Origin of the sequence: Bacillus sp. FDAARGOS_527 (assembly GCF_003812125.1) — a bacterium.
Lineage (GTDB): Bacteria > Bacillota > Bacilli > Bacillales > Bacillaceae_G > Bacillus_A > Bacillus_A paranthracis.
Genome location: NZ_CP033795.1, coordinates 4317921 through 4330844 on the forward strand (window position 1 = coordinate 4317921; position 12924 = coordinate 4330844).

The 12924-nt window shown below is 36.6% G+C and carries 14 protein-coding genes; all 14 read right to left on the reverse strand.

From position 1 onward, the window contains the following. Positions 1-78: 78 nt before the first annotated feature. The 14 genes from EGX95_RS25195 to EGX95_RS25260 all read right to left on the reverse strand — a co-directional run bounded on the left by EGX95_RS25195 (position 79) and on the right by EGX95_RS25260 (position 12888). Positions 79-780, reverse strand: a complete 702-nt coding sequence (locus EGX95_RS25195) for a CpsD/CapB family tyrosine-protein kinase (protein WP_001207186.1) — start codon at positions 778-780, stop codon at positions 79-81. Then, a complete protein-coding gene (locus EGX95_RS25200; protein WP_063246651.1) occupies positions 770-1513 on the reverse strand; it encodes a YveK family protein in 744 nt (247 codons plus the stop codon). Before EGX95_RS25200 ends, EGX95_RS25195 begins: the two co-directional genes overlap by 11 nt. A gap of 276 nt (positions 1514-1789) precedes the next feature. Beyond that, positions 1790-2467 carry a CpsD/CapB family tyrosine-protein kinase gene (locus tag EGX95_RS25205; protein ID WP_063246652.1) on the reverse strand — a complete coding sequence of 226 codons (678 nt, stop codon included), beginning with the start codon at positions 2465-2467 and terminating at the stop codon, positions 1790-1792. A 366-nt stretch (positions 2468-2833) separates the two neighbouring features. Further along, positions 2834-3268, reverse strand: coding sequence for a 3-hydroxyacyl-ACP dehydratase FabZ (fabZ, locus tag EGX95_RS25210; protein ID WP_000931956.1), 435 nt, complete (start codon positions 3266-3268; stop codon positions 2834-2836). Positions 3269-3691: 423 nt separating this feature from the next. Next, positions 3692-4693, reverse strand: coding sequence for a rod shape-determining protein (locus EGX95_RS25215; protein ID WP_000457987.1), 1002 nt, complete (start codon positions 4691-4693; stop codon positions 3692-3694). Positions 4694-4854: 161 nt separating this feature from the next. Next, a complete protein-coding gene (gene spoIIID, locus EGX95_RS25220) occupies positions 4855-5127 on the reverse strand; it encodes a sporulation transcriptional regulator SpoIIID (protein ID WP_000544012.1) in 273 nt (90 codons plus the stop codon). A 307-nt stretch (positions 5128-5434) separates the two neighbouring features. Beyond that, positions 5435-5569 carry a hypothetical protein gene (locus EGX95_RS25225; protein WP_000008903.1) on the reverse strand — a complete coding sequence of 45 codons (135 nt, stop codon included), beginning with the start codon at positions 5567-5569 and terminating at the stop codon, positions 5435-5437. 141 nt (positions 5570-5710) lie between these two features. Continuing rightward, positions 5711-6616 carry a stage II sporulation protein SpoIIQ gene (locus EGX95_RS25230; protein WP_001214942.1) on the reverse strand — a complete coding sequence of 302 codons (906 nt, stop codon included), beginning with the start codon at positions 6614-6616 and terminating at the stop codon, positions 5711-5713. Between the two features lie 161 nt (positions 6617-6777). Continuing rightward, positions 6778-7482, reverse strand: a complete 705-nt coding sequence (locus EGX95_RS25235) for an ABC transporter permease (protein WP_000144475.1) — start codon at positions 7480-7482, stop codon at positions 6778-6780. Beyond that, positions 7482-8324: an ABC transporter ATP-binding protein gene (locus tag EGX95_RS25240; protein WP_000170838.1), complete on the reverse strand. Its 843-nt coding sequence runs from the start codon at positions 8322-8324 to the stop codon at positions 7482-7484. The genes EGX95_RS25235 and EGX95_RS25240 overlap by 1 nt, the downstream gene beginning before the upstream one ends. Before the next feature lie 181 nt (positions 8325-8505). After that, complete coding sequence (locus tag EGX95_RS25245; RefSeq protein ID WP_001185954.1) at positions 8506-9513, reverse strand: LytTR family transcriptional regulator DNA-binding domain-containing protein; 1008 nt, start codon at positions 9511-9513, stop codon at positions 8506-8508. Positions 9514-9611: 98 nt separating this feature from the next. Then, positions 9612-10631, reverse strand: coding sequence for a stage II sporulation protein D (gene spoIID, locus EGX95_RS25250; RefSeq protein WP_000672637.1), 1020 nt, complete (start codon positions 10629-10631; stop codon positions 9612-9614). Between the two features lie 208 nt (positions 10632-10839). Further along, complete coding sequence (gene murA, locus EGX95_RS25255; protein WP_000411260.1) at positions 10840-12144, reverse strand: UDP-N-acetylglucosamine 1-carboxyvinyltransferase; 1305 nt, start codon at positions 12142-12144, stop codon at positions 10840-10842. Positions 12145-12183: 39 nt separating this feature from the next. Beyond that, positions 12184-12888, reverse strand: coding sequence for a YwmB family TATA-box binding protein (locus EGX95_RS25260; RefSeq protein ID WP_000767904.1), 705 nt, complete (start codon positions 12886-12888; stop codon positions 12184-12186). Positions 12889-12924 lie beyond the last annotated feature (36 nt).

The following is a 12924-nucleotide window of genomic DNA, read 5'->3' on the forward strand; positions in this document are numbered from 1 at the left end:
TTTTCCCTTGAATATGAGGGATCCCTCATATTCAAGGGAAAAAAGGAGATATGTTCTTCCCATATCTCACTCTTTTCATTAATTTGCACCGTAGTAATAATATAAGCCATGTTCACGTTCACGATCGTTCAGAACAACACCTAACAATTTACCTTTTGCAGATTCTAATAATCCTTTTGCTTTTAGCGCCGCTTCCTTTTCTGTTGCTTCACTACGTACGACAAGAATAGATGCATCACATACATTTGCCATAATTTGCGCATCCGTAACAGCTAAAATCGGTGGTAAATCGAAAATAACTAAATCGTACGTACTGTATGCTTGTGCCAGAAGCTCCTGCATTGATTTTGAGCCTAACAATTCTGCTGGATTCGGTGGAATTGGCCCACACGCTAAAAAGTGTAAATTCTCTACAGATGTAGTTTGTACACATTTTTCTAAACGCTCACTATGTGTTAATACGTTCGTCAATCCGAAAATATTATCAACTTGGAACATTTGATGCATCGCCGGTTTACGCATATCTGCATCAATTAATAATACTTTCTTACCTTGTTGAGCAAATACAACTGCCATATTCGCTGTCGTCGTTGTTTTCCCTTCACTTGGGTTCGCAGACGTTACCATTAATGAATGTAAATTTGTATCAACAGACGCAAACTCAACATTCGTTCGAATATTACGATATTGTTCGGAAATTGGTGATTTCGGTTGTTGATGAGCAATTAATTGACGACGTTGACGATGATTCTTTTTCTTTTTAAATAAATTAAGAGCCAATTGTTTGTCCCCTCACTTTTCTTGATGATGGAGCGTGCGATTTCACACTTGGTGTTTCTTCATCCATGCGAGCTACAATACCTAACACTGGTAAACCAAGTAAGTTTTCTACATCTTCTTCTTTTTTCACTGTGTTATCTAAGTATTCTAGTAAGAATGCAAGACCAACTGCAGCCATTAAGCCAACAACGAAGGCAATTGCTACATTTAACATTGGACGTGGTTTAATCGGAGATTGATTTTCTGCAACTTCCGCTTTAGATAGTACTGTTACGTTATCCACGTTCATAATTTTTGCAACTTCACCTTTAAATACATCTGCAGTAGCATTTGCAATATCACGAGCTAATTTTGGATCTTTGTCCTCAGCTGTTACAGAGATTACCTGTGAATCTTTTTCATTCGCAACATTAATCTTTCCTGTTAACGCTTGCGCTGTCATATTTAAATTTAATTTTTCATTTACTTGTTCTAAGATTACTGGACTTTTAATAATAACCTTATATGTATTCGTTAATTGAATATTCGTTTGAATCTCACCAGCTTGGAACATTGCACCCTCTTGCTTTTTCTGGTTAACAAGAATTTGCGTCGAAGATTGATAGATTGGTGTCATAAAGAAGAAGCTAATGATAGCACTTACAATGGCTGCACCAAAGGCGATTACGAGGATCATTGCTAAACGTTTTTTTAAAATATGAAATAACTCTTTCAAACTAATTGTTTCTTCCATAAGTTCCTCCAACTTTCTAAAATTTGCACATAAGAAAAATTATAACATATAAACCTTACATTTTTTATTTTGATTGATTTCGTTCGACATTTATTCACATCAAGCACATATAATCTTACAAAATAATCTTAAATCTGACAACACATTCCAACAAATTTCCAAAATTTCCATTATATCATGTTTTTTTATATAATGCAATTATATACTTTACAAAAATTCGAAAAAGCCGATAAAATTATTTATCAGCTCAGAATTTACTATTCTACACATTATTTCCTAATAATATCCATATTGTTCCTTTTCTTCTCTCTTATCGTTTAAAACGACACCAAGTTGTTTACCAGATGCCTTGTCTAATATTTGCTTCGCTTTTACGATTTTATCTTTTTCTGTTTTTTCACTACGTACGACCAGTACAATTCCATCACATTTATTTGCAAGTATTTGTGCATCGGTAACCGCAAGGACTGGTGGTGTGTCGATTAAAATAATATCAAACATGTTATATGCTTCTAGTAATAGCTCGTCCATTGCCCGGCTACCTAATAGTTCAGCCGGGTTTGGCGGGATTGGACCTGAAGTCATTAAGTATACATTCTCTATATCTGTTTTTTGAATGCATTGCATCAATTTTGCTTGTCCTGATAATAGGTTCGTTAAGCCATTAGGGCTATGAACAGCAAATAAGTTTTGAATTGTTGGCTTACGCAAGTCAGCTCCGATTAGTAAGACTTTCTTTCCTTGTTGTCCGAAAACAACTGCTAAGTTCGCAATTGTCGTTGTTTTCCCCTCGCCTGGATCTGCCGAAGTAACAATAATAGAACGAACATGATTATCTACAGATGTAAATTCAATATTTGTACGGATGTTACGGTACTGTTCCGCAATACGTGACTTAGGCTCTTTATGTGTAATTAATTGTCGTAATGGTTTTCTTTTTTTTCTCCCGAACATGGTATGATCTCCTCTTTTCAAAATGCGACACTTTCCCCTTTATCTCTCTATGTTCGATATGCTACGCTCATTTTTCATTTTTTTATACTGTTAATTTCCCCCATCACTTTCCTCTACACTTCATCATAACCAATCATAATAAGCTTTGTCCTAGCTCATACCCTTTATAATGTGACAACCGCGTCTCTATTTTTATCGCGCTATCATTTATCTTAGTTTCAAGATATTTATAGCGTCATTATATACGAACTTCCATTCATTTACAACAAGAATTCTGATTAATCTGTATTTTAATATTTCGGATAAAAGATATATAAATTAAAAAAATTCTCCTGCATGTTGCAGAAGAATTTTTTTAATTCACATCTATTCTTTTTTATCACCAATCGCAAATGTAATTTCAGCTTCACAAGCAATTTCACCATCTACTGTTGCGATTGCTTTTCCTTTTCCGATTGGACCACGTACACGTGTCATTTCTACTTCTAGACGAAGTTGATCACCTGGACGTACTTGTTTTTTGAAACGACAATTGTCGATACCTGCGAAGAAAGCAAGTCTTCCGCGGTTTTCTTCTTTCTTTAATACAGCAACTGCTCCAACTTGTGCCAATGCTTCTACAATAAGTACACCAGGCATAACTGCGTAGTCAGGGAAGTGCCCGTTAAAGAATTCTTCGTTTGCGGATACATTTTTAATTCCAACCGCTCTTTTCCCTTCATCTACTTCTAATATTTTATCAACAAGTAAAAATGGATAGCGGTGAGGAATGATTTCTTTAATTTGTTCTATATTTAGCATATAACAATCGCCCCTTTTGTAATATTGGTCTTACCACTTGGACATATTGTCTATTATCCCATTTTGTTTATTGTTTGTCATTATAAAGTGAAACTTTACTTCCTATTTATAAAAAAATGCATACACTCTATTCTCTTAAAATAGTTGCATATCCTTGCAACTGACACGGAGGTAGAAAAGAGTGTATGCCCAGATTAGGGAAAGGCAATATGTATTAACACATGATTTGCCTTAATGTCGTATTCGACTCATTATATTATAAACGTTTTCAAATACGGAAATATTAAATTTAACCATATATATGAATATTTTACCTATATTCTTCGTTTTTCTTTATTTTTCTTCTATTTTCTCAAAAAATCGAAATAAAAAAATAAAAATACAAAAAAAAGAACTAAGGTTTACACCTTAGTTCCTTTCACTTTATCGTAAAGCACGCTTTGGTAATCTATCGATATTCTCTAACATAATACCTGTACCAACCGCAACGCAGTGCATTGGGTTTTCAGCAATTAATACTGGTACTTTTAGTTCTTCTGCTAGGAGCATGTCAATGCCGTGTAGTAAAGCTCCACCGCCTGTTAGAATGACACCGCGGTCGATGATGTCCGCTGATAATTCTGGTGGTGTGCGCTCTAGTACGCCTTTTGCAGCTTGTACAATAACAGCTGCATTTTCTTTTAATGCTTCTGTAATTTCTTCTGAGCATACTGTAATTGTGCGTGGTAAACCTGTTACCATGTCACGTCCGCGAATTTCAAGTTCTTCGCTACGTGCACCTGGGAATACTGTACCAACTTTAATTTTAATATCTTCTGAAGTACGTTCTCCGATTAATAGCTTATACTTACGTTTAATGTAGTTTAAGATCTCCATATCAAACTTATCGCCAGCCATTTTGATAGAGGAAGAGGTAACAATATCACCCATAGATAGTACAGCGATATCCGTTGTACCTCCACCAATATCAACAACCATGTTACCGCTTGGTTGGAAGATTTCCATACCAGCACCAACTGCGGCTACTTTTGGTTCTTCTTCTAAAAATACTGTTTTACCACCTGAACGTTCAGCAGCCTCACGAATTGCTTTTTGTTCTACTGATGTGATATTTGTTGGACAACAAATTAAAATGCGAGGTTTTGAAAAGAAGCTCTTTACGTCCAATTTGTTAATGAAATACTTTAACATTGCTTCTGTAATTTCGAAATCTGCGATTACACCATCTTTTAGTGGACGAATGGCTACAATATTACCAGGCGTACGTCCCACCATACTTCTTGCTTCTTCACCTACTGCTAATACTTTACCTGTGTTACGATCAATAGCAACAACAGATGGCTCATTTAATACAATACCCTTACCTTTAACATGGATCAATACGTTAGCCGTACCTAGGTCAATTCCGATATCTCGCGCAAACATTCCCGTTTTTTCCTCCTCGATATTCAAAATCAGGTTACACCCGAATTCTTTTACACCTAATTTCTGATTTTATCATAAATTTAACAGAAACGTAATATTCGCAAAAAGAATTCTTCTGAAAAATATTACCGAATTGAAACGGAATGTTTACGATCGCATATTTATTGACGTACCGGCTTTTCTACATCTTCTTTTCTATACTTTTGCTTTGTTGCTTCTCCGCCTCTTAAATGACGAATAGACTTATGATAATCAAGAATTTCTTTCACTTCATTTGCGAGCTCTGGATTAATTTCTGGTAGACGTTCCGTTAAATCTTTATGGACTGTACTCTTTGATACCCCAAACTCCTTTGCAATGACACGCACTGTCTTTCTTGTCTCCACGATATACTTACCAATCTTGATAGTTCTCTCTTTGATGTAATCGTGCACACCACTCGCCTCCCTAAATTGGATGTGAGAAGGGTGAAATGAGCCTCGCTGCATACGACTTAGAAGTAAGTGTGAGTGCTGTTTGTAAGCGTTAAACATTCTTGGATTTATAATGAAATGATTCACGATTTCTCACCTCAAACACTCTCTTTGCTTTGGTTTATACCATTGTATTGCCCGCACTACTGATATATGCTACATGTTCACTATTTTTGCGGACTAAGTTAAGAAAAATTACGTTTTTTTGTGAGAAATACGTTAACAGTGACTATTTTGGCGAAAAAAATGACCCCTTGTATACAAGGGGTCATTCTTCTCGCTCTAACTCTTCTTCTAACAATTGATGGTGGGGAACCTCTTTCTTACCGGCAATGTAATAATATAAAGTAAATAAAACAAACAATAAAATAATAGCAGTCGACAGAACAAACAAAAATGACACAGTATCCCCTCCTTTTTGTAATATATATTCGAGAATCTCGTCATTTTTCCTTGTTATTGCAACTTTTTTCTCGAAATTGAGTATTTTTATATGGAAATAAAAAAATCAGCTCTCCTAGTGAGAACTGATTTTTTCACTTTCTTATTCTTGTGAAGAAGAACTGTTAGATGATTCTGTAGAACCATTTGTTGATTTTTCTTCTTTCTGCGGTTCTTCTTTTTTGTCACTAGTTGAACCGCTAGTTGATTTCTCTTCTTTTTGAGACTTGTCTTCTGTTTTACTTTCTGGTTTCGTGCTCGTTGACTTTTCTTCTTTTTGAGATTTGTCATCAGCTTTTTTACCAGAAGCGTTCGTTGCCTTTGCAGCACCTGCATCAGCTTTAATTTCTGCTACTGACTTATTTAAGTAGCGCTCAGGGTTCACAGCCACATTGTCTTTACGTACTTCAAAGTGAACGTGAGAACCTGCTTCTTTATTCATTGCACTTAGACCGGATTTTCCTAATACTTCACCTTGTACAACTCGTGCACCTTTTTCTACTTTTACACTGCCTAAGCTTTGATAAGAAGCTGCTACACCATTTCCGCTATCAACTGTTACAACATAACCAAGAAGTGAATCTTTTTCAGCTTTCGTTACTGTACCACTTAAAGCAGCTGTAACATTGAATTCTTTTCCATTCTTCGCAGCAATGTCAATTCCTTTGTTCGGGGAATATGTGTTGTTATAAAAGACAAGTGCTTTTTCTTGTTCCGCCTCAGTTGCTGCATCTTCATAGAACTTCTTCTGTACAACTACTTCCGCATTAGCAGGAGCTGGCATTTTCACTACTTCTGAAGACTTCGTTACTGGTACTGCTGGATCTTCCGTTTGTGTATACGGCGTTGCTTGATCTTGGTTCGGAGTCTTCTTCGGATTAGCTCCTTGGAACCATAGCGCAACCATTAAGATTACCGCTGCACAAGCAATGTATAGTGCCGGAAATACCCATCTTTTTTGAAATAAATGTACTACCTTTTGCGACTTTTTATTATTTCTTCCTCGCATTCCATCATCACCTCAGCAATCATTTTGAACAATATTCACGCATCCTATACAACCTATAACTAATTACTTTTCGACAAAATCTGTAAAAATATGTATAGGAATTGTAAAATTTCCGAGGAAATGATAGAAAAAAGAAAAAACTGAGCATTTCGGCTCAGTTTTTAATCTAATTGTTTCTTTTTATACACGATTAAACATGCAATAAGTGAAATAACAAGCCAAGCTCCAACATTTATCATATGGCCACTAATACTACTAAATCCTGCACCCTCTACTAAGCTTTTAATTGCCTTTTCGAGATGAGATGTTGGAAGATAACTAATCATTGTCTTAATTACTTTATTTTCAACCATTGGCTCAAATTGTACAGCTAAATACATCGTCATTAATATTGGCATTCCAATTAGTGATGTTTGTGGGACAGACTCAGCTAGTAATCCAATCATCGTTCCAATTAAAGTAAATAGAATTGTTCCACATAAGAAAACAAATGCTAGTAATAAGAAATTTCCACTTAATTCATCCAAAATGAATAAGTTTACAATAGAAATACCTAACGTTAAACATACTGTTAATATACTTTTCCCAAAAAGAACTTCAACAGATGAAGCTGGTGATAGCATTAACACACGTAACGTATTCTTTTCTTTCTCTTCTGCGATTACCATTGATTGAACAAACCCTGCAACAAATAGAAAGGCCATTAAAGTAATAATGCCAACCCCTGCACTCCCTTGTCCAAACCTGCTATATATAAATGCAAATATAATTGGTAAAGATGCCATTAGCAACACTTGTGAATTCGTCTTAAAATCCTGTACTTCTTTTCTAAAAATAGCTGATACACGTCTCATTGAAAATGTCATTATAATCCCCTCCCAGTAACTTCAATAAAGATATCGCCTAGCGTTGGTTCGTGTGAATGAATCGATAGTAACTCGCCTTTTTTCATCCATTCTGAAATGCGTTTTGCACCTAATTCATCTTTTTGTACCGTTTCTTTCTTCTTATCCTTTAACACGACTTGTATTTGATCTTTCGCGTATTTTAAGCGAAGGTTCTCTGGTGTATCAAGCGCTACAATTTCTCCGCCGCATAGAAAGGCAATGCGGTTACAAAGCGTTTCTGCTTCGTCCATATTGTGCGTCGTTAAGAAAATTGTCGTTCCTTCTTTATTTAAGTCTTTTAAGATTTTATGAATGTTTTGTACGTTAACTGGATCAAGTGCAGATGTCGGTTCGTCTAAGAAGAGGATATCTGGTTTATGAAGGATTGCTCTAGCTAATGTGACGCGCTGCTTCATTCCTTTTGATAATTTCTTTACTAATGTTTTTTTATCATCTAATAGATTCACTTGCGCTAGCACTTCATCGATTCGTTCTTTTTTACAATCGTATAAGTCACAAAATAATAGTAAGTTATCATAAATGCTAAGCCTTTCATATAAGCCACTGTTGTCTGTTAAAATACCAATTCGTTTATAATCGATGCTGCTTGGCCCTGTAATATCTTTCCCTAATACTTTTACCGTTCCAACGCTATGAAGTAATTGAGAAGTTAATATTTTTACTGTCGTCGTTTTCCCAGATCCACTCGGTCCGAGGAATCCAAAAATTTCTCCTTGCTTCACCTCAATATTTACATTTCGAAGTGCCGTTTTTTCATTGAAGCTTTTCATTACATCTTTCATTTCAATTGCCAATGTCATCTCGTCATCCCCTTTGTTTTTTGCTTTTATAGATGAAAGTCGCTTTAGCGCTTTTCGTTTGTTTGTTTCGCTTTTCTTGACTCCATCATATGAAAATCAAAGGGTTTACGCAGTAAAATACCGGTAAAAGGAGTATTTTTACCGGTGAATGAATCGTATTTTGAGCTTATTGGAGTACTTCTTATAGCCCAATTACACCTTTCAACTCATCCATTCGTCCTTTCGAAAGCGGAATTGAACTTTTTCTTTCGTCGTCTAAAATTAAGCTGAAACTGTTACGAGTCCAAGTAATTACTTCTCGTACTCTTTGTAAATTCACAAGGTAAGAGCGATGACATCTAAAGAAACCAAAACCTGTTAATCTTACTTCTAGTTCACTTAATGTTAATGCGCATACGAAATCCCCTTCACGAACATGAATATGTGTCACTCCGTTTTGCGTTTCAATGAAATGGATTTCCATCGGGTCTAATAAAATGATTTTATCGTTTACTTTCGCTGGTATTCTTTCTAACTTCATTTGCGGAATCATTTGAACGACTTTTTCTTCATCGACCTCTTCTGCTTCCTCTTGTTCGATTTCTACTTTTTTCACACCATCATTGTTTAATATGTATACATCTTCTGTTAACGAAAGGGCGTCCGATAGAAACGATGATGTAATAAAAATTGCCTTTCCTTGCTCTTTCATTTTCATAATTGCTTTTCGAATCATAATCGTACTCTCTGTATCTACATTTTGCTCCGGCTCTTCCAAAATAACTAAATCCGGATTATGGATCATAACTCGTCCAATATGAAGACGACGTTTCTCTGAAAATGATAGTTTTTCTATTTTAACGTTTAATTTATCTAAAAGGCCGACATATTGTACAACTTCTTCTATACTCATATTTGATTCATACAGCCCTAATAAAAACTTATAGTATTCCTTTACCTTCAAACGATCATATGCTTCATCTTTCAAAAAACAAAAGCCGATGCGAGAATAATTTCTCTTTCCAATCGCTTCACCTTCAAATAGCACATTGCCAGTTGAAGCTTCTTCCTCACCAATAATAATGCGGTGCAATACTTTAGCTGTATGGTTATTACATTGCAAAACAACACATTGCCCCTTCTCAACCTTTAGTTCAACTGCCGGTAACTGGTTCGTCTTACCTAACTGTTTCAACTCCAGTAACGCCATTTTGTCTCCCCCAAATACTTTTTATCTTATTATACCAAACAATTAATGGAAAATTATGATATTTTAAACAAAAAGCAGGTGCCAGGAGACCCTGACACCTACTTCTTCACCATCAACTTACCTTCATAATCGTTCATCGTCTTTATTTCAACGCCTTTGTAGTAATGAGCGACGATATCTGTATATTTCTTGCCTTCTGCTGCCATGCCGTTCGCGCCGTATTGGCTCATGCCAACGCCGTGACCGAAGCCCTTCGTCGTAACAACGATTTTATCTCCCTCTTGTTTCCACGTGAAATCAGAGGAGCGTAAATCTAATTTGTCACGCACATCTCTTCCGGTTAATGTTTTCCCTTGAAATGCTACATCTTTTACACGTTTTCCTTCCGTACGCCCTTTAATATCGCCAACTTTTCCGTCTGCTAACACTTTCACACCGAGACGTTTTTGAAAGTCAGCTACGGTAAAGGTTTGCTCACTCGTAAATTTCGGAGAAGCTTGATCCCACGGACTATCTACACTCTTTAAGTACGGATAATCATTTCCCCAATAATCGGCTGCATTTTCTGTCCGGCCATTACTCGTTGAGAAGAAGGATGCTGAGATTGGCTTTCCCTCATACGTTAAAACTTGTCCTGCGGTTTTCGAAACAGCTTCTTCGATTTTCTTCAAATTATTTTCGTAGTTATTGCCCCATTGTTTTTTCAATTCTTCTTTGCTTTTGTACACTTGATCTTTCACCGTATCTGTCACGTCCGCATTGTTTTTCTTACCTCCGCTTAGCATACGCTGCACGACAAATGTTCTCGCTGCTAATGCCTGCGCCTTTAGCGCCTCTATTTCAAAACTGGCATTCATCTCAGAAGCTACTACACCGGTCACATACTCCTCCATAGGTAATGACTCTACCTTTTTCTGTTTCTCGCGATATACAGCAACTTGAACCGCTGTATCCACTTTCCCTGGAGCTGGTATACTTTCTATCGCTGGAGGAGTTTTAGAAGCTGCTTTTTCCTCTACTTTTGCTTTCGCAAACGGAATCACAAGAGCAGCAGGTACAATGATAACGAGCGCTATGAGAAGCGCTACTGTAATAAAAAGTGGCTTTGAAAATTTCATCTTATTTCCCCCAATATGAAAAAGCTTTACTCCATTCATTCTTATGGAACAACTCTTTCTTTTAGAACATACTTAAGGGGAACCATATAAAACAAAAATTTTCTAAATATTTTTACTGGTACGTGCATAAGTATAGAATTTCTTGACTATAACAGTAATAAGCCCAAAAAAATAGCCTCTATGTCAAAAGACATAGAGACTATTTCAATTAAGCGTGAAGATCAGAAACTTCTTGTTCTTTCACTTCTTCTACTTTTTCGTTTACACGTTCAATAGTTGCACCTAATGCAGCTAATTTCTTATGGAAGTTTACATAGCCACGGTCAAGATGTTTTAACTCAGTTACACGAGTGTAACCTTCTGATACTAAACCAGCTAAGATTAATGCAGCTGCAGCACGTAAATCAGTTGCTGCTACTTCAGCACCTTGTAAGCTGTTTGGACCGTTCATAATAACAGAACGACCTTCGATTTTAATATCAGCATTCATACGACGGAATTCTTCAACGTGCATAAAGCGGTTTTCAAATACCGTTTCTGTAATCATACTTGTTCCTTCAGCTTGTAGTAATAATGCCATCATTTGTGATTGCATGTCTGTTGGGAAACCTGGGTGAGGCATAGTTTTAATATCAACCGCTTTTAACTTATCTGGGCCGATAACACGTACACCTTCATTTTCTTCGATAATTTTAACACCCATTTCTTCCATTTTCGCTGTAATTGAGCGTAAATGTTCAGGTACAGCATTTTCAATTAAGATGTCTCCACCAGTAATTGCCGCTGCAACCATGAATGTTCCCGCTTCAATACGGTCAGGAATAATAGAGTGGTTTGCACCATATAATTTATCAACGCCTTCGATACGAATCGTTCCAGTTCCAGCTCCGCGTACTTTCGCTCCCATCGCATTTAAGAAGTTAGCTAAGTCAACGATTTCTGGTTCTTTCGCTGCGTTTTCAAGGATTGTTGTCCCTTTTGCTAATGTAGCTGCAGACATAATGTTTTCTGTCGCGCCCACGCTTGGGAAGTCTAAATAAATTTTAGCTCCTTTTAGTTCTCCCTCAACGTATGCCTCAACAAAACCGTTACCAACCTGTACTTTTGCTCCCATTGCTTCGAAGCCTTTTAAATGTTGGTCAATTGGACGTGAACCAATTGCACATCCACCAGGAAGTGCAATACGAGCACGACCGTTACGTGCTAATAAAGGTCCCATTACTTGAACAGATGCACGCATTTTACGTACATATTCAAATGGCGCTTCAATGTTTAGCTCTTTAGAAGCATCGATTGTTACTTTGTTATTTTCAAATACGACTTCAGCATTTAAATGACGTAATACCTCATTAATTGTGTATACATCAGACAAAACTGGTACTTCAGATAGTACATTCTTTCCATCACTCGCTAATAGGGCTGCAGCGATTATAGGTAATACAGCATTTTTTGCGCCCTCAACACGCACTGTGCCGTTTAACCGCTTTCCGCCACGGACGATGATCTTTTCCAAATTATTCCCCTCCGTGTCCTTTTTTCAGTATCTATTCACTCAATACTCAGAAGTTATGATCGGTGTGCCAACCACAATTGTATCTTTGTTGTCTGTAGAACGTATTGCTATTTGCACATTTATTTTCTCTCTATTTGTTGAAAGAGCGTCATCCCACTTTTTATTGTATGCGGAGACTGACACAAATGCTCTTTCTTCTATCTGTTCGATCGCTCTTGCTGAAAGATCTTTCAAAACCTGATTGGTTTTATTTTGCAAAACACCTTCAATCTTATCATTCAGTACACCTTGAACACAAGTGTAAATTATAGGTTTTTCACTAAAAATTTTATTCGTTTTCTGAATATACTTCGGGTCCCATTTCGCCCCGCTTACTTCAAAGATAATGAAAGTGTTTTCTTTAGTATTTTCCTTACTCCAAGTTACTACTACTCGTTCTTCATAGGAAGAAAATTTTTTATAGGATGTAGCTTTATATCCATCTGGAGATTGCTCTAATTCCCACTTTTGAATATTCGCCTTGTCCTTCACATCGTTTAACAACTTTTGAAACGTATGTATATTAGAAATCGTTTTTGTTTCTCGCGCTAGCCATGACCATTTCTCTACTTTAGCATCATTTTTCTCTACAGCTGCGATCATGCTCTCCATCTTCTGTTCATCGCTTATCGGTTTCATCTCTCTATATCCAACCAAAAATAAAACAACACTAAGTGCAACAATAAGAATGGCTTTAAGCTTCAATTTCATCCCCTCCTATCCCCATTGTTAACGGAGATT

What these genes read in the sequence shown, in the direction of transcription:
- spoIID (WP_000672637.1), bottom strand. Translation starts at nt 10,631, where the DNA reads ATGAAATTTTCAAAGCCACTTTTTATTACAGTAGCGCTTCTCATAGCG.
- EGX95_RS25235 (WP_000144475.1), bottom strand. Translation starts at nt 7,482, where the DNA reads ATGACATTTTCAATGAGACGTGTATCAGCTATTTTTAGAAAAGAAGTA.
- EGX95_RS25200 (WP_063246651.1), bottom strand. Translation starts at nt 1,513, where the DNA reads ATGGAAGAAACAATTAGTTTGAAAGAGTTATTTCATATTTTAAAAAAA.
- EGX95_RS25205 (WP_063246652.1), bottom strand. Translation starts at nt 2,467, where the DNA reads ATGTTCGGGAGAAAAAAAAGAAAACCATTACGACAATTAATTACACAT.
- EGX95_RS25240 (WP_000170838.1), bottom strand. Translation starts at nt 8,324, where the DNA reads ATGACATTGGCAATTGAAATGAAAGATGTAATGAAAAGCTTCAATGAA.
- EGX95_RS25215 (WP_000457987.1), bottom strand. Translation starts at nt 4,693, where the DNA reads ATGTTTGCGCGAGATATCGGAATTGACCTAGGTACGGCTAACGTATTG.
- EGX95_RS25245 (WP_001185954.1), bottom strand. Translation starts at nt 9,513, where the DNA reads ATGGCGTTACTGGAGTTGAAACAGTTAGGTAAGACGAACCAGTTACCG.
- fabZ (WP_000931956.1), bottom strand. Translation starts at nt 3,268, where the DNA reads ATGCTAAATATAGAACAAATTAAAGAAATCATTCCTCACCGCTATCCA.
- EGX95_RS25230 (WP_001214942.1), bottom strand. Translation starts at nt 6,616, where the DNA reads ATGCGAGGAAGAAATAATAAAAAGTCGCAAAAGGTAGTACATTTATTT.